The 17,192-nt window shown below is 60.7% G+C and carries 14 protein-coding genes and 2 pseudogenes; 4 read left to right on the top strand and 12 right to left on the bottom strand.

Annotated elements, in window-relative coordinates; translation table 11 throughout:
* Positions 1-15: 15 nt before the first annotated feature.
* The 8 genes and pseudogenes from ACVWW3_RS03140 to ACVWW3_RS03105 all read right to left on the bottom strand — a co-directional run bounded on the left by ACVWW3_RS03140 (position 16) and on the right by ACVWW3_RS03105 (position 8,024).
* Complete coding sequence (locus ACVWW3_RS03140) at positions 16-807, bottom strand: crotonase/enoyl-CoA hydratase family protein (protein ID WP_247341820.1); 792 nt, start codon at positions 805-807, stop codon at positions 16-18.
* A gap of 191 nt (positions 808-998) precedes the next feature.
* Positions 999-2,100, bottom strand: a pseudogene (locus ACVWW3_RS03135) (NADH:flavin oxidoreductase).
* Positions 2,101-2,167: 67 nt separating this feature from the next.
* Positions 2,168-3,346, bottom strand: coding sequence for an ABC transporter substrate-binding protein (locus tag ACVWW3_RS03130; RefSeq protein ID WP_247341813.1), 1,179 nt, complete (start codon positions 3,344-3,346; stop codon positions 2,168-2,170).
* A 98-nt stretch (positions 3,347-3,444) separates the two neighbouring features.
* On the bottom strand, positions 3,445-4,767 hold the full coding sequence (locus tag ACVWW3_RS03125) for a class I adenylate-forming enzyme family protein (RefSeq protein WP_456671864.1): 1,323 nt from the start codon (positions 4,765-4,767) through the stop codon (positions 3,445-3,447).
* A 37-nt stretch (positions 4,768-4,804) separates the two neighbouring features.
* Positions 4,805-5,041 (bottom strand): annotated as a pseudogene (locus tag ACVWW3_RS03120) (AMP-binding protein); the annotation flags it as partial.
* Positions 5,042-5,272: 231 nt separating this feature from the next.
* Positions 5,273-6,052 (bottom strand): SDR family oxidoreductase, encoded by a 780-nt coding sequence (locus ACVWW3_RS03115; RefSeq protein WP_247341810.1) that lies wholly within the window; start codon positions 6,050-6,052, stop codon positions 5,273-5,275.
* Positions 6,053-6,120: 68 nt separating this feature from the next.
* Positions 6,121-7,125, bottom strand: coding sequence for an NADP-dependent oxidoreductase (locus ACVWW3_RS03110; RefSeq protein ID WP_456650950.1), 1,005 nt, complete (start codon positions 7,123-7,125; stop codon positions 6,121-6,123).
* 35 nt (positions 7,126-7,160) lie between these two features.
* Positions 7,161-8,024, bottom strand: a complete 864-nt coding sequence (locus ACVWW3_RS03105; RefSeq protein WP_247446426.1) for an alpha/beta fold hydrolase — start codon at positions 8,022-8,024, stop codon at positions 7,161-7,163.
* 269 nt (positions 8,025-8,293) lie between these two features.
* On the opposite strand from ACVWW3_RS03105, the gene ACVWW3_RS03100 reads away from it, so the two are divergent.
* Both ACVWW3_RS03100 and ACVWW3_RS03095 read left to right on the top strand, forming a co-directional pair.
* Positions 8,294-8,725 carry a winged helix-turn-helix transcriptional regulator gene (locus ACVWW3_RS03100; RefSeq protein WP_247341799.1) on the top strand — a complete coding sequence of 144 codons (432 nt, stop codon included), beginning with the start codon at positions 8,294-8,296 and terminating at the stop codon, positions 8,723-8,725.
* Between the two features lie 98 nt (positions 8,726-8,823).
* Positions 8,824-9,772, top strand: a protein-coding gene (locus ACVWW3_RS03095; RefSeq protein ID WP_247341796.1) for an IS630 family transposase whose coding sequence is annotated in 2 segments (ribosomal slippage) — positions 8,824-9,312 and positions 9,314-9,772 — 948 coding nt in all. Because the reading frame shifts where the segments join, the coding sequence is not laid out codon by codon here.
* An 81-nt stretch (positions 9,773-9,853) separates the two neighbouring features.
* Here ACVWW3_RS03095 and ACVWW3_RS03090 read toward each other — a convergent pair.
* From ACVWW3_RS03090 to ACVWW3_RS03075, 4 genes are all read right to left on the bottom strand, one after another.
* Complete coding sequence (locus ACVWW3_RS03090) at positions 9,854-10,675, bottom strand: enoyl-CoA hydratase-related protein (RefSeq protein WP_247341793.1); 822 nt, start codon at positions 10,673-10,675, stop codon at positions 9,854-9,856.
* A gap of 70 nt (positions 10,676-10,745) precedes the next feature.
* Positions 10,746-11,450: an SDR family NAD(P)-dependent oxidoreductase gene (locus ACVWW3_RS03085; protein ID WP_247341791.1), complete on the bottom strand. Its 705-nt coding sequence runs from the start codon at positions 11,448-11,450 to the stop codon at positions 10,746-10,748.
* A 17-nt stretch (positions 11,451-11,467) separates the two neighbouring features.
* Positions 11,468-13,789, bottom strand: a complete 2,322-nt coding sequence (locus tag ACVWW3_RS03080; RefSeq protein ID WP_247347912.1) for a molybdopterin-dependent oxidoreductase — start codon at positions 13,787-13,789, stop codon at positions 11,468-11,470.
* Between the two features lie 14 nt (positions 13,790-13,803).
* The gene (locus tag ACVWW3_RS03075) at positions 13,804-14,427 is read right to left on the bottom strand and encodes a TetR/AcrR family transcriptional regulator (RefSeq protein WP_247341785.1); all 624 of its coding nucleotides are present in this window, start codon (positions 14,425-14,427) and stop codon (positions 13,804-13,806) included.
* Between the two features lie 162 nt (positions 14,428-14,589).
* Here ACVWW3_RS03075 and ACVWW3_RS03070 point away from each other — a divergent pair, with 162 nt between their 5' ends.
* Complete coding sequence (locus tag ACVWW3_RS03070; protein WP_247347911.1) at positions 14,590-15,780, top strand: acetyl-CoA C-acyltransferase; 1,191 nt, start codon at positions 14,590-14,592, stop codon at positions 15,778-15,780.
* A 95-nt stretch (positions 15,781-15,875) separates the two neighbouring features.
* Positions 15,876-17,078: a multidrug effflux MFS transporter gene (locus ACVWW3_RS03065; RefSeq protein ID WP_247444357.1), complete on the top strand. Its 1,203-nt coding sequence runs from the start codon at positions 15,876-15,878 to the stop codon at positions 17,076-17,078.
* Positions 17,079-17,192: the final 114 nt, after the last annotated feature.

Genomic DNA, 17,192 nt, shown 5'->3' with positions numbered 1-17,192 from the left:
GCGGTCGTGGGATCTCTATTTCCCGCGGAATACTGCCGAGCGGCGCTCCACGAATGACTGGATGCCTTCTTTCATGTCTTCGCTGCTGAAGACGCGATCCTTGATCTTGGGAATGTAATCGATCGCGGCTCTCTCGCCGGCCTCGATGTATTTCAACGCGGCCTCCTTCGTCACCTGAATGCCGATCGGCGCGTTCTTGGCGATCAGATTCGCAATCTCCATCGCGCGCGCAATCTGCTGGCCGGGAGCGACGACTTCCTGAACAAACCCGATCTTGTAAGCCCGCGCGGCATCGAACTCGTCGCATAGGAACAGGTGATACATCGCGTCTCCCCAGCCCGCCCGTGTCAGATATCGGAAATGGGCACCACCAAGAGGCGCGATCCCGCGCTTGGATTCCATCTGACAGAACCGTGCGTCGTCGGCCGCCACGACGATGTCGCCAGCGAGCATCATTTCGATGCCAATCGTGAAGCAGATCCCCTGCACTGCCGTCACGATCGGCTTGCGACACCGGCTCTTCAACGCGAACGCATCGATGTTGTCGGGCTTGATCTCGGTATTCTCGGCCTTGGGTCCGAAGAATTTCGGCATATCCAGCCCGGCCGTGAAATCCGGGCCCTCGGCGCAAAGTACCCCGACCCAGTAGTCGTCGGTGCGGTCGAGAAGCGTCATCGCATCCGACATCTGCGCCATCATCTGCGGACTGAACGAATTCTTCTTCGCAACGTTGTCGATGATGATCTTGAACACATGCCCGTGCACCTCGGTGCGGATTTGGCCGACCTGGGTTTTCGTGTCGTTCATTGCCAGTCTCCGAATTGCTTCCAGGCGACTGCGCAAGGACACGCAGGCTCCTCCCGTCGTCGACTGCCGGGCAGCCGATCATTCGTTGCCAGCCAGCTTGGACCGATCGCCGCAGCACCGGCTACCCAACATTTTCGATAGCCGTTATTCAGTAGCGACGAACCCTGCCCCGACACCCTTCATCGCTCGGATTAGCTCAGCGCTGCGAATGCAGTTCGTTCGAAAGCCATCAATTCCTCTGTCCGGCCGTCGCGTATCTTCAGTAGCCACTGCGGATCCTGAAGCAGCGCCCGACCCACCGCGACAAGATCGAACTCCTCGCGATCGAGGCGGCGGATTAACTCGTCGAGGGACGCCGGACGCGAGCTTTCTCCGCTGTATGCAGCGATGAATTCGCCGGTCAGACCGACTGACCCGACCGAAATCGTCGGTACACCCGTGACCTTCTTCGCCCATCCGGCGAAGTTCAAGTCGGAACCATCGAACTCCGGCTCCCAGAAGCGCCGTTGCGAGCAATGCAGAACATCTACTCCGGCGTCGACCAGAGGTTTGAGCCAGGCTTCCAACGCGCGAGGCGTCTCGGCCAGCTTCACTTCATAGTCCTGCTGCTTCCACTGGCTGATGCGGAGCAGTATCGGAAAGTCCGGTCCGACCGATTTGCGAACCGCGTGGATGATATCAGCGGCAAACCGCGCCCGACCCGGCAGGTCCTTGCCACCATAAGCATCCTCGCGGCGATTGGTGCCCGCCCAGAAGAATTGATCGATCAGATAGCCGTGCGCGCCATGCAATTCGACGGCGTCGAATCCCAGGCGCTTCGCCGCAAGCGCTGCATCGGCGAAGGCGCGAATGGCGTCGGCGATGTCCGCTTCGCTCATCGGCTCGCCAAATTTCTTCTCCGGTCGCGACAGACCGGACGGACTGTCGTAAAGCACCCGGAGGAGACCAATCCTGGGCGCGGGTGCGAACGGCTCCGACGTGCCATAGCTGCGGTGCCATCAGGCCACCGGCGGCATGCACCTCGTCGACCACACGCCGCCACCCCGCCAACTCCTTCTCACCGTGAAAACGGGGAACATTCGGATCGTTCAGGGATGCCGGACGATCCACGCCCGTGCCCTCCGAGATAATGAGGCCGACCGCTCCTTCGGCACGCCGACGGTAATACTGCGCGACGTCGCCGGTCGGGATTCCGCCCGGAGAGAATGAGCGCGTCATCGGCGCCATCACGACCCGGTTCGGCAAGGTCAGCCCTTTCAGCTTGGAAGGCCGGAAAAGAACGTCGCTGGACATCCGTGCTCCATGATTCAGTTGATCGCGTGGCTCAAATCACCTGCGCAGCGTGTTCAGACGATACAATTCATTTCCCGTCGGCGCTGAGTACACTACCAAATTGCTCCCACGTGGTCCCATTCCAGCGCTGCAGCTGCAGCTGCGTATACGCCATACTGCTTTCGGGGCCCGTGTTGATGATGACACCTGGTATAACAGTGGGAAGCGACAACCCGCGGATGCTGCGCGATTGCCTGACGATATTCTCCCGCGAGAGATCGTTGCCACATTGCTTGAGTACCTGCTCCAGGATCTGTCCCTGCTGGGTCCCGAACAGATAATTGTTGTCTCCGATATCTGCGCCCGGCAGGTATTTGGCAAAGAACTCGCGGTACCATTTGATGCCGGGATCGTCGGCCCACTTCTTATCATTCGGATCCTTCGTGATTGTCGCGGCGACTATGCCTACGGCCTTTTCCGGTCCTGCGGGGACGATGGTCGAAGAGACCGAGCTCGAAACAAAGTTGATCAGGAACAGCGGCTTCCAAGCTATCTCATCGGCCTTCTTGATGGCCTGCGCTGCGAATTTTGGCGTGCCGGCCACCAAAAACGCCGATGCGCCAGACGATTTCAGCGAAACGACATGGGAATCAATGGTCGGCTCCGTCACTTCGTAGGACGACGCGACGACTTTCTTGTCGAAATCGTCCTTCAAATAGCCCTTGAATGCATTGACGAAGTCCTTACCCAGATCGTCGTTCTGATACAGGATGGCAATCTTCGCGTCCGGCCGGGTCTGGGTGATGTATTTCGCGTAGATTCGTCCCTCGGTGTCGTAGCTCGGCAATCCCGTCGTGGTCATGGGGAATTCAGCGAAGTTCGTGAATTTTGTGACTCCGCTCACAACAAACAGATGCGGGACTTTCTTCGCGTTGACGTACTTGATAGTAGCGCTGATGCCGGGCGTCCCCAGCGGGCCGAACAGGAACGCCACCTCGTCACTTTCCACGAGTTTCCTGGTCTGCTCCACCGTCTTGGGGGGACTGTAGGCATCGTCGTAGGTGACGAGGTTTATCTTCCGCCCGTTGATGCCGCCGCGCTCGTTGATCGAATTGACGTAGGCGATCATGCCCTTTCCGGTATTGCTGAGCGGCGAAGCGGGGCCGCTGAAAGGGAACGTCGCTCCTATCTTTATCTCGGATTCAGTGACGCCCGGCGTCTGCGCATGCGCCCCGGCTATGGATGCCGCGAGCGCGGCTACAATCATGACGCTTCTCAACATTGTCATCTCCCTTCGGCGACAAGTCCGTCGCTCACGTTCTTTCTTAAACCGGCATATTGCCGTTCAAATCATCCTGACGCCCGTCAGCCAGCGGCGGCCGCACGCGACGCCTTCGGGGCGGCCTGTTCGTTCGCCATCTCTCGCAGCTTGTGTTTCAGTATCTTGCCGGTGGAGGCCGAGGGCAGAGCGTCGAGCACGATCAATTCGGTTGGACGCTTGTAGGACGTGAGCAATTGGGCCGTATATGCCTTTAGGTCTTCCGCGCTGATGCTCGCACCGGGGAGAAGCTGAACGAACGCGACGACCTCCTCGTTGCCCTCGACCTTTCGTCCGACGACGGCCGACTGAACGACCTGGTCGTGCGCGTTCAGGACCGCTTCCACCTCGGCGGGATAAACGTTGAAGCCGGAGCGGATGATGAGCTCCTTGGTGCGGCCGGCAATGTAGAGATGCCCCTTGCCGTTCACCCGCGCGAGATCTCCCGTGTTGAACCATCCCTGCTCATCGATCGCCGCCGCTGTCAGGTCGGGCGCACGATAGTAGCCGAGCATGATGTTCGGACCTCGTACGTGCAATTCGCCCACCTCACCGGTCGCCACCTTTTTTCCTTGTCCGTCCACGATCCGGTGCTCGACGCCGGGAAGAAAAGGGCCGACCGACTCGTCCGAGACAGGCTGTTCCGAACGGACACCCGACAGGCCGGGCGAACATTCGGTTATGCCGTAGTTGTTCAACAGCGGGATTCCAAACTCGTCCTCGATCCGCTTCTTGAGATCGAGGTCTAGCGGAGCGCCAGCCACCGCCATGATCCGCAGGCTGCCCCGCTCGAGCCGTTGGATGCCCTTGACCGCCTTGTGCTCAAGCAGCCGCTGATATGTGGCAGGCACGCCGAATAGGCTCGTAATCCCTTGCTCGGCGATGGCATGAGCCAGCGCAGCGGGATCGGCCTTGGCCACGACGTGCAACGTGCCGCCGTGCATCAGCGTCGAAATCAGTAGGATCGCATACCCGACGATGTGCGACATCGGCAGGACGCCGTAAATGCGGTCGCCTGGACTGCTTCGTCGAAGGATTCCCGACGTCCTTGCGGTGAAGAGCAGATTGCGGTGGCTCAGCATGACGCCCTTCGGCGCACCGGTCGTGCCCGAGGTGTATAAAAGGCCTGCGACCTGGCGGGCGCCATCCTTCTCGACGGGCTCTGCTTTCGCATCCGCATTGAGAGGACCGACACCGATTCCACCAAATGGTCCGACGGCGCCGATTTTCGCTCCGACGCGAGTGGCATGATCGGCCGCTTCCTTCGACAGAGCCGAGTTGAACAGAACGCGTCTGGCGCCGCTGTGCGTCCCAATCAGGTCGATCTCTCGGGGCGAAAGGGCGGGGATTGACCGGAATACCCCAGGCATCGAGCTTGCTCGCTGCGAAGAGCATCACGCCGAGGGCCACGCTGTTCTCACTGGCAATCATCACGCGATCACCGGGCCTGATGCCCAACCCGGCGAGATTCTTTGCAGCAGCGTCGACAACATCCGAGAACTGCCGGTAGCTCCAGGAACGCCCGCCTTCCACGAAGGCCGGATGATCCGGAATATCCCGCACGAACGGCGCGTAAACCTCGTGCACTCTGGACGGCAGGCCGTCCAGCAGTTCGGCTGCGGTAAGCTCGTCCACGCTCCTCATGCCATCCTCCCTCGCGCCTTGTTTTCGGCAGCGTGCGCGGCCTCCTTCAACCGGGAGGTCCGCACCCTTCATTCATATCGGCCCGCGGAGTAAACCGTTCTAAAATAGAACTGTCAAGACGAGCAGACGTCAATGTGCCAGAGAATGGCGGAATTCTTGGTGCAGAAATCGAATTCCAATTTAGAATTGGCGATCTCCGCGCACTTGTTCGGAGGGATCAGCTGAGCGTAATTACCATTTCTCGACCCACGGCCGCAGCACGACTTCAAAAGCCCAGGTCGACCGATGCTGGCGGTGCAGCTGCAGATAGGTTTCCGCAATATGGACAGGGTCGGCCATGTTGTCTTCCACGGTCGTCCCCGCCAGACGGTGCGCGCGGGTCCCGTCTTCCTGAGTCCAACCGATCGCGGCATCGATCGGCACATTCGCCACATGGATTCCCTGCGGCATCAATTCTCTCGCCATGCTTTGCGCGAGTCCGGATTTGGCATGGCACGCCATCGCAAATGCACCACTCGATGGAAAACCCTTGAGCGCCGCGCTGGCGTTCGTAAAGATTAACGTTCCTCTCGTACCATTGACGTCGGGTTCGTTTCCGAGCATGAGCCGAGCTGCCTGTTGACCTACCAGAAACGCGCTGAATGCCGAGTTTCGGATTGTTTCGAGCGCCATTATCGGGTCGGCTTCGAGAATGTCCTTGCGGAAAATGCCGGGAACGCGGCCATCGATGTTATGCACGACAAGCCTCGGCGCTCCGATCTCTCGAGCGACATTCGCGAACAGCTGTGCCACGGCCTCCGGTTCGCTTGCATCGCAGGCGTAGCGACGTACGCCGTGCACCTTTTCGAGAGTCTCAAGGACGGCTTTTTCCGGATTCCTGGCTGCGACGGCGACACGCATTCCGTTTTCCGCGAACAGCCTGGCGCAACTCGAACTGATGCCCGGGCCACCGCCGACAATAAGTGCGACGTCCTGCTGGAAAGGCTGTGTATCGCGGTTGGATTCAGTCATGTCGTTTCCTCATGCACTTGGTGCCGGCCGGCGTATGGCGTCGCAACGCAGGCGGCACCGTTACGGAACTATTGTTTCACCGCGATCACGACCTTGCCCTTTGCGCGCCCGGTCTCGACATAGGCGAGCGCGTCGCCGGTTTTTTCGAACGGGAAAACCTTGTCCACGACCGGACGGATCACGCCGGATTCGATCAGGGACGTGATTTCGCGTAGCTGCTGTCCCTGCGCTCGCATGAACAGGAATGAGAAGCGCACACCAAGTTTTCTGGCTTTCTTCCGCACACCATGGCTCAGCAAACGCAGCACCAGTTTCAGGAAGATGTTCATCCCCTGCTCCCTCGCGAATTCGGGGTCGGGCGGCCCGGAGATTGAGATGAGCAGGCCGCCCGGCTTGAGCACGCGCAGAGATTTTTCAAGCGTCTTGGCGTCCTGGCTGTGCAGGACCAGATCGTAGCCCGACAAGACTTTCTCGAAATCCTGGGTCTTGTAGTCGATGACCAAGTCCGCGCCGAGGCTCTTGACCAGCTCGACATTCTTCGCGCTCGTCGTCGTCGCGACGACCGCAGCGAGATGCTTGGCGAGTTGGATCGCGAAACTCCCCACCCCGCCGGAGCCCGCCTGGATGAAGACCTTCTGGCCGGGCCTCAGCTGGCCCACCTCGACTAGCGCCTGCCAGGCGGTCAGCCCCACCAGCGGGATGGAAGCGGCCTCTTCCATGCTGATGTTCGAGGGCTTCGGCGCCACGTCGGCTTCGTTCATGGCAATGAATTCGGCGAATGTTCCGATCCGATGATCGCGCGGCCGCGCATAGACCTCGTCGCCTGCCTTGAATCGCCTGACATTGCGGCCAACCCTGACGACCGTCCCGGCAACATCGTGGCCCAGAATGAAGGGCGGACGATACGGCAGGATGAGCTTGAATTCTCCATTCCTGAGCTTGGAGTCCAGGACGTTCACAGCAGTTGCGCGAACCCGAACCAGGACATCATCGTCCCGCAACTCCGGTTCTGGCATGGTTGCCGAGCGCAGAGCCCCTTTCTTCTTATATTTGTCGACGACGAATGCCTTCATGATGTCATCTCCAATTTGAAAATATGGTCGCGGCGTCAGGCGTCGAGGAACGACAGCGCCTTCGGCACGAAATCGGCGTGGTACTGGAAAATCCCGCCGTGCCCGGCATCTTCGTAGATGACCAGTTGGGCGCCCGGAACACGCCGTGCCATGTCGGTGCTGTTTGCGGTCGGCACCATGATGTCGTTATCGCCATTCGCGATCAGGACCGGGATGCGGAGGCTGCCGAGATCCTGAGGCGCCTGCTGGCCCCAGCTCTTGATCGCCTTGAGCTGCCGCAACAAGGCCACTGGCGTGGCTCCTTTGTCCCGATTTGACTTACGCTCCTTCAGCCTTTCCAGAAAGGCCTTTGCGGCCCGGCGGCCATTGGCTGTGGAGGTGAAGAACAGATAGAATTTCGGGTCTCGCAAAGTCAGCAAGCCCTTGATCATCAGCGGCCAGGACACCGGCCCGACCTTCTCGATACCTTTGCCGCCTGCCGGGCCCGTGCCGGTCAGAATCAGCTTTCGCACGAGACCAGGGGCCTTCAGTGCGATATCCTGGGCTACGAAGCCGCCGAGGGAAAAGCCGAGCAGATCGACTTTTTCAAAACCCAGCGCGGCGATCAGAGCAATCGTATCTTCTGCCATTTCGCCAACGCTAACAGGCGCTTTCCCGCCTGAAGCGCCGATGCCGCGGTAGTCGATCGCGATCACGCGATGCCTGGTGGCGAGCCCGTCGACGATCGGTGGATCGAAATTGTCGAGAACCGCGCCCCAATGGTTGAGAAGGATCAATGGCACGCCAGTGCGTGGACCGATATCGCGATAGGCAAAAGTTGTTCCTGCAGCACTGATCGAAAGATTCGGCGCATCGACATAGCGCACGACCGATCCTGGGTGGCTGACATAAGTTGACATCACTTACTCCATAGTTCGGCTGACACCGGAATCCCTGAGATCAGAGGGATATCGGATGACGCGGTTCTTCCTGTGCGCACGAAGAGGTGCACGTGTTGATAGGCCGCTATGTTGGCCTTGGCCCGACGCCAGCCCAATGCTGGCGGAAGCACCCGGCATCAGCGCAATTCCGCGTCCTCGGCTCCGGTCTTCCCAATTTGGTGTGGAACACCGACGAATGATCTGTTACTATCAATTTAGTATCAAGTCACTACTAAAATGAGACTTACATGAAAAAACCTTCGGCCCAGCCTTGCCTGATCGCCCGAAGCCTGGCGCTGGTCGGAGACGCATGGAGCATGCTGATCATGCGCGACGCCCATGCGGGACTGACCCGCTTCGACGATTTTCGCAGGAGTCTCGGTATCGCGCCGACGATGCTGACGGGGCGCCTTTCGGCGCTGGTTGACGAGGGAGTGCTGGAGAAGCGCCGTTATTCAGACCGTCCGCCACGGGACGAATATGTGCTGACGGAAGCCGGGCGCGACTTCTTGCCGGTCCTATTCGCGATTGGTGCGTGGGGACGCAAGCATCGCAGCGGAGGCAAGGTGACCCGGTTCTTTGATGCCGAAAACGGAACGGAGATCGATCCCCTCACCATCGACCGCGCGACCGGCGCTCCGATCGGAACGCGTCCCATTCGTATCGCCGCAGTCGAATGAGCAATTAGAGCGTTTCATTGCTTAATTGAATCGGAGGGGATTCCGGTTTCTGGCGGTTTGTGATTCAAGATGCTGACTGGATTGGAGGCCAGCATCGCATGACCCGACCTCTTTCCCTGGATCTTCGCGAGCGAGTGGTGGCGTCGGTTTTGGCAGGCGAGAGCTGCCGGTCTATGGCAGAACGGTTTGGCGTTGCGGTCTCGTCAGTTGTGAAGTGGTCACAGCGGCAGCGGGCGACCGGCTCGGTTGTGCCTGGCAAGATGGGCGGACACCGCAAGCCTGTACTTGATCCGCACCGCGCCTTCATCGTCGAGCGAATCACTCAGACGCCCCACCTGACGTTACATGGCCTGAAGGCGGAACTGGCGGCCCGTGGGGTCAAGGTCTCGCACAACGCGGTCTGGCTGTTCCTGCGCCGGGAAGGGCTGCGGTTCAAAAAAACACTGTTCGCTCTTGAGCAGGCTCGGGCCGACGTCTCTCGTAGGCGTCAGCGTTGGCAATCCTGGCAGGCCGGGCTCGATCCGGGCCGGCTCGTCTTCATCGATGAGACCTGGATCAAAACCAATATGGCCCCTTTGCGGGGCTGGGGGTGCCAAAGGGGCACGCCTGCGTGGCTTCGCACCGCACGGTTACTGGCGTACCCTCACGTTCCTCGGCGCGCTCCGCCACGACCAACTCACGGCACCCTGCGTCTTCGACGGGCCGATCAACGGCGAATGCTTCCGCGCCTATGTTGAGCACCTTCTCCTGCCAACCCTGCGCGAGGGCGATATCGTCATTCTCGACAATCTTGGAAGCGACAAGTCGAAAGCTGTCAGGCAGATGATCCAGGCCGCTGGCGCCAGGCTCTGGTACCTGCCGCCATACTCCCCCGACCTCAACCCGATCGAACAGGCCTTCGCCAAGATCAAGCATTGGATGCGGCAAGCTCAGAAGCGCACCATCGAGGACACTTGGCGACACATCGGTCACCTCGTCCACGACATCCAGCCTCGTGAATGCGCCAACTACTTCGCTAACGCCGGTTATGCTTCAGTCAAAAAGTGAAACGCTCTAGCTTGGCAGCTCCAGCTTGTGCGGTTGCGGGTACGGCCCGCTAGGCCTTCGAAGTCATGACCTGAAAGAGTTTTACCTGTAAGTCGGCGGACGCTTCTCAATAAAAGCCCGGACAGCTTCGGCGTGCTGCGCAGTGCCCGCCGCGAGGACCATCCTCTCGGCCTCTTGATCTAGTGACGTCAAGAAGTCGGCCGACAGCGCAAGGTCGAGATTATCCTTCATGGAGGCATAGGCGCTCGCCGGGCCATTCGCCAATGCTCTCGCCATTTCGAATGCTTCGCTTTGCAGTTCGGAATCAGACACCACGCGATTGATAAGGCCCAATGCTTCGCAGCGCCGTGCACTGATCCGTTCAGACAGAAACATCAGTTCGCGAGCACGTGCCGTCCCGGCAAGCCGGGTCAACAACCACGAAATGCCGTAATCGCCGGTGAGCGCAATCCTGGCATAGCCTGTCGTCATGATCGTGGATTCGGCCGCGATACGAAGGTCGCAAGCGAGTGCGATCGCAAGCCCGGCGCCAGCCGCCGGTCCCGGCAAAGCTGCGATGGTGGGCTTCCGCACCGAAACAAGTACGCCGGTCAGGGTTCGCTGACGTTCCCGCAATCGCGCAACCTTGTCGCTGAATGACATCGCCGGCGCGGCAGCGTTGCCGCCCATTCCCTTAACATCGCCGCCCGAACAGAAGGCAGTGCCTGCACCGGTAATCAGGAGGGCTCCGACCTCAGGATCATCTCCATTCTGTTTGATCATCCGGCGCAACGCCGGCGTAAGATGATCGGACAACGAATTTCGGGCTCCGGGCCGGTTCAAGGTAATCACCGCGACGCGATCCCGGATCGCGCACAGCAGTTCGTCCGTCCCCGCATCAACCGCGATGGATCCATCAGTCATGTTCCTGACCTTTCAAGTCCCGCGGAGAGCTCTCCAAAGTGACCCAGCGCGCCGTGCCCGTGTTCGAGCGTTACCAATTTTCGTTGAATGGCCGCAGTTCCGTGAGAAACGACCAGGCCGAGCGATCCTGACCGTAGAGATGCAATAATTCGTCGGCGATCGCCGCCGGCTTGATGAAGAACTCATCCGGTTTGTCGCTCATCCGCGCGCGCATCCGGGGCGTATCGATAACGGCGTCGATGAGAACGTAGGAGACGTGGACGCCGAGAGGTCCTACTTCACGTGCGATCGACTCGGCCAGAATGCGCTGCGCCGCCTTCGTCGGCGCGAAGCCGGCGAAATTGGCTTTGCCTCGGATCGAAGAGGTGTTGCCGGTCACCAGGATTGCGCCCTTGCCCCGAGCGATCATGTCAGGCGCCACTTCTCGCGACAGGTACAACAGACCCATCACGTTGACTTCGAAGTTGCCCTTCAGCATCTTCGGATCGATCTCGCGAAAACTCCCCCAACCCCCTCCGACCGCGTTGTGGATGAGAATGTCCGCCGCGCCAAAGCGGCGCTTTACGTCAGCGACTGCGGTCCGCACCTGAGCCTCCTCGGAGACGTCGCAGGTCACCGCGTGCACGTCCGGAAGCTCTTGCGCAAGTCGATTGGTGAGCTCCGCTGAGCGGGCAAGCGCGATGATACGAAACCCGCCAGCAGAGAAGCGCTTGACGATGGCAGCTCCCGTGCCTGGCCCTACTCCGGTCACGATTGCGATTGGTTTCTCGGTCATTCGACGCTCCCTTCGAGCTATTGTCCGGCCGCTCTCTTATGAATTCGCTCGGATTGCGACTGATAGGCGGCAGCTTCGTGCCCGGACACCAGGGTCAAACGCACCGGGACGTTCTTGTGGTAGGGCGTGCCCGCAATGGGATCACGGTTGCCGCTCTCGGTGAGCAGATTGATGCGCGGTCCGTTGATCAGGCGCTCTCCGTCTGATGTCGGGTATGCCTGACCGTAGCCGTGCGGCAGCGCCAACTGGCCGTTCCGCATGGCGTCATCGACCTTGCAGCGGACGACGAGCCGCCCGACCGCCGACTCGACCGCGATCCAGTCACCATCCTTCGCGCCCAACTCGCTCAGATCGCTCGAATTGATCAACAGGGCGCCGTCCGGGTCGTCGCGACGCCACGCGGGATCGCGAAATATCTGGTTGGCATTGAACATGCGGCGACCACCGGCCGCCAGCATGAACGGAAACTCCTTTGGCGCGCCCGCAGCCTGCGGATCGAGACGCGCCAGCCATTCCATCATCTGCGGGACGACCAGCCGAACCTTGCGATCCGAATGGCTGATCAGTGACCAGACCTCGTCATACTTGTGCCGGGTGACCGCCGTGCCCTGCCGGGTCGCCACAATGGTGTTGAACAGAAGGTCTCCGAGCTGCTGGTCCGTCACCTGGTCGGATGCGCCGATCGCCCGCCGTACCGCTTGCGGCGACCGCTTCGCGCAAGCCAATGCCGCGCTCCACAACGGAGCCGCGGCCGCCGTGTCATCCGGAAGCGTCTGCCCTAGCGTATGGTAGAGCACCAGGGCAGGCACCGCCGCCGGGTTTTCCGCGATGAAGGCACGAAAGGCCGCGGCGAATTCAGGTCGCGAGCGCTGTGCTATTTCGCGTAGCGGCGCGAGCACATTGTCACCCGGCAGAAGCCCCAGGGCGACGGCAAGCCGCGTGTAGATCTCGGGCTCTGGCAACGTGCCGGCGAGCGGCGGCAAGACGCCAGCGCGCACGTGAAAATAGTTTGTCGGGAATTCGTAGTTAAAGAGAGTGAATTCCGTCTTCTCGTATTGTGTGGACGCCGGGAGAACGTAATGCGCGAGCCTAGCGGTTTCGGTCATCGCAACGTCCACGACGACGCATAGTTCGAGCGATTTCAGCGCGCGTTCCACCGCCTCCGTGTTTGCGGCGGTGTTGGCGGGATTGGAGCTGTCGATCCAGGCGCAGCGCAACCGGTCTGGATGGTCCTTGAGAACCGCTTCGGGGAAAATGTTGGGCGGCAACAAGCCGCCAATGATGGCGTCGCCGGTTGGCGCGAATGTCTGGTTCGGAGAATTTCCCCATAGCGGCTGAAGCCAGCTATGCAATTGGTTGGTACCTTCACGGCCGAAATTGCCGGAAAGCATGATCAAGAGCTTCTCGAGATAGGAGTTGAGAGTCGAGTTGACGCCTTGCTGGATGCCGAGTTCAACCCGAACCACCATGGCCTTCGCGGCCGCGATCATCGCGGCGCAGCGCTCCAGCTGCGCGATCGAGATATCGGCGGCGTCGGCCCATTCTTGAACGGGGATATTCAATAGCGCTTGCCTCACTTCCGCGAAGCCGATCGTATGCGCCTCAATGAACGCGTGGTCGATCCGGTCGGACCGGACGAGCGTGGCCAGCAGCGCGCCAAGAAGAAACGTATCCGCACCGGGACGAACCGCAAGATGCAGATCCGCCATCTCTGCGGTTTCGGTTCGCCGGGGGTCGATGACGACCAGCTTGCGTGCGGGATCCTTGCGTATCTGATTGAGATGGTCGCGCGCATTGGGGAAGCCGTGCGCGATCCAGGGATTTGCCCCGATGACAAGCAAGAGATCGCAATGATGGACGTCCTCTGAGGTGTGGCAGGTTTGGCTGCCGAACATGTGGCCATTGACCCAGAAGTCGCCGGTTTTTTCCTGCGAAAGAGCGTTGAAGACGCCGCGCGAGCCCAGCGCACGCAACAAACCACTGGCGTAGGCGCCGCCAGCGTGGTTGCCCTGCCCGCCGCCGCCATAAAGGGCAATACTCTTGCCGCCATACCTGTCGACGACGTCTCGAAGCCGCTCCGCGATTTCTGCGATCGCGACGTCCCACTCGATCTCATCAAAGCCGCCATCGGCGCGACGACGCAGCGGGGTCGTGAGCCGATCCCTGTGATGCGCATAGTAGGGAATGCGCGCCGCCTTGTTGCACAGATAGCCTTGCGACTTCGGGTTTGAACGGTCGCCTCGTACCTTCTCGAGACGCCCCTCATTCACCCAGACCTCGATGCCGCAGTTTACGTAACACAGGTTGCAGGCTGTCTTGAGCCACTTGCCGGCCGTCATGGGCACCTCCCAGATTATGGTTTGTCGCAGCTCATCGCCTTTGCTGTTCTGCGCTGTCGCTTGTGAGTCCGGCCGCAGACAGTCATCCGTCCGGCGTCGAGAATATCGTCGGAAAGCTTCCCGGCGCCGACAGCACGCGATAGCACGATCGATCCAACCATCGTCGCAATGGCGCTCGTCGCGATTTGGCGTGCCTGTTGAGGACCCTCGGCGGGAAGCACTTCGACCAGGATGTCGATCATCTTCTCCAGCTTGGAAGCAAGCGCCCGTTGCTCCCTCGGGCTCGATCGAGCGACATCAGCGGCCAGGGCTGGAAGCGCGCAGCCTTGTCTGGGATTGTCGCGGTGGCGGGAACTGAGATAATCGGCGATCAACGTCTCGAAACGATCCTCGTTTGCCTTCCGGTTCGCCAGTTTTTTCCACCGCTCGGCCGTTTGATCCATCGCAAACGCAATTGCCTCGCCAACAAGCGCGGCACGCGACTCGAAATGGTTATAGAACCCGCCGTGCGTAAGACCGGCGAGCTTCATCAATTCGACAACACTAAGCCCTTCGGCACCGTTTTGACGCAAGCCGTAGGAGGCACTTTCAACGATCCGGCTGTGGGTCTGGCGCCTATGGTCTCCTACGTAACGCATCTCCCCTCCGTGCAAGCTGCTCGGTGACCGGCTGTACGACCGTTCCCATCCACCAGCGCTTCTGGACCGCGCTTTTGAAGTGACGGCAATATTTCATTGCAATGCCGGCCATGTTATATGATTATCGTCATATAACAACAGCGATCAACAGGAGAATTCGCCATGGCTTCCGATCCCGTCGTCATCCTCTCCGCAGCCCGGACGCCGCTCGGCCGCTTCATGGGCGAGCTCTCGCCACTCAGTGCCCACAAGCTCGGCTCCCATGTGATCGGATCTGCGCTCGAACGAGCCAAACTGGCGCCCGAGCGGATCGACGAGGTGTTCATGGGCAACGTGTTGCCGGCCGGACAGGGCCAGGCGCCGGCACGCCAGGCCGCGCGCGGCGCCAAATTGCCCGATGCCACCGGCGCCACCACGATCAACAAGGTCTGCGGCTCCGGCATGAAGGCCACCATGCTGGCTCACGATATCATCAATGCGGGCTCCGCCGAGATCGTTCTGTCTGGCGGCATGGAGAGTATGAGCAATGCGCCCTATTTGCTGGCCAAGGCGCGGGGCGGCTATCGCGCTGGCCACGACCGCATCATCGACCACATGTTGATGGACGGGCTGGAAGATGCCTACGAGACCGGACGCTCGATGGGCGACTTTGGCGAGGCCACGGCGGAGGCCTATCAATTCACCCGCAAGGACCAGGACGAGTATGCGATCGAGACCTTGACCCGCGCCCGCAAGGCGGTTGAGGGCGGCGCGTTCAAGGCTGAGATAGCTCCGATCACGCTGACCGAGAAAGCCGGGCCCCGGATCATCTCCAATGACGAACATCCGCTCAAGGTAGATCCCGCCAAAATCCCCGGGCTGAAAGCCGCGTTCCGCGCCAACGGCACCATCACGCCCGCCGCCTCATCCGCCAATGCTGACGGCGCTGCGGCGCTCGTCTTGGCGAAACGCTCGCTCGCCGATCGCGACGGCCTCCCGGTGCTCGCCGAGATCAAGGGCCATGCCACCCACAGCCAGGAGCCACAATGGTTCACCACGGCCCCGATCCCCGCTATTCGCAAGCTGTTGGACAAGGTCGGCTGGAGCGTTGGCGACGTAGATCTGTTCGAGATCAATGAGGCATTTGCCGTCGTGGCGATGGCGGCACAGAAGGATCTCGGCATCCCCAGAGAGAAGCTGAACGTCAATGGCGGCGCCTGCGCGCTAGGTCATCCCATCGGCGCCACCGGCGCGCGGCTGATCGTGACGCTATTGCACGCGCTCGAAACGCGGAACCTCAAGCGCGGGGTCGCGTCACTCTGCATCGGCGGCGGCGAAGCCACGGCCATCGCGATCGAGCGCGTCGTCCGCTGATATTGCGGCTAGGCGACAAAAACGGAATCGGCAAGCGGCGCGAACCGCGTCACTCGCCGCCTTGATCTACCTATCCCTGTCACGCGAAAGATCCCATGGCTGACCTGATCAACACCGCGCCTCGGGACATTCCCACCTCCAGCGCCCTGCCTATCGCGGTCCTTTCCGTCCTGGCCGCGATGGGAACGCTCGCGACTAACATCTTGCTGCCGTCTCTGCCGCAGATTGCGATCTCATTGAATGTCACGACTGCAGAGGTCACGTCCGCCATCACCGTGTTTCTTGCAGTGTTCGGGTTAGGCCAGCTCCTGGTCGGACCGCTTTCGGATCGCTACGGAAGACGTTGGCCGGTCCTGATCGGATTTGCTGTGTTTTTCGTCGGCAGCGTTTGGTGCGGTCTGGCAACCGACCTGCCCAATCTCCTCATCGGCCGCGTCGTGCAGGCAACAGGTGCTTGCGCGACGTCAGTGCTGTCTCGCGCTATCGCCCGCGACATGTTCAGTGGCGCCGCACTGGCGCGCGCGATGGCGCTCATCATGATCGTGATGTCCGCTGCTCCCGGATTCTCGCCGCTGCTTGGCGGCGCCCTCGACCACAGCCTGGGCTGGCGCGCCGAATTCGCGCTGGTCGCAGCCTTTGCCGCCGTCAGCGCCGTTGCCTACGCCATCGTTCTTGGCGAAACCCACAATTCGATCCGCACGCCGTTCAATCCAGTTGTCGTCGGCAGGACCTATGCCGGTCTGATTCGAGACCGTCGCTTCGCTACCCCCGCGGCCGCCTCGAGCCTCACTATGGGCGGCTTGTTCTCGATGTTTTCCGCTGCGCCGCGCCTATTCATCGAAGCGTTGCACTTCACGCCGATCCAGCTCGGGCTCTTCTTTGCCGGCACCGTCTTCATCGTATTCGCCGCGGGTATGCTTGCCACAAGATTGGCACCACGCTACGGGCTCGATGGTCCGATCCGGGCAGGTTTGTGCGCGACGACCGCCAGCAGCCTTGCGATCCTGCTCATCTCGCTGATCAGTCCGACTTTCTTGCCGTTCTTAGCCGCAATGAGCATATATCTCCTCGGCATGGGCATTGTCGGTCCATTGGCCACGGCGCGCGCGTTGTCTCCATTCGGCGAGAAAGCCGGCGCGGCCTCGGCGCTGCTGGGTTTCTTGCAGATGATGATCGCGGCAATCGGCGTATGGCTTGCTGCCACAGTGTCACATGAAGCAATGTTTGCGCTGGGCGTCGTGATGAGCGCGTTCTCCCTGCTGGCTCTTGGCCTGTACGCGCGGGGCCCGGGGTCTTGATGGGCGTATGACTCCGCACGCGCTTCCGTTCAGTCACTCATCGGCTTTGCGAAGTCGGGCTTAGGCCTGTCGGGCAAAACGCGGCAAGGCATGGTCGGCCCCACAATTGAGCCT

Source organism: Bradyrhizobium sp. LM2.9, assembly GCF_054056555.1.
This window is presented reverse-complemented; position numbering and strand designations above follow the sequence as displayed.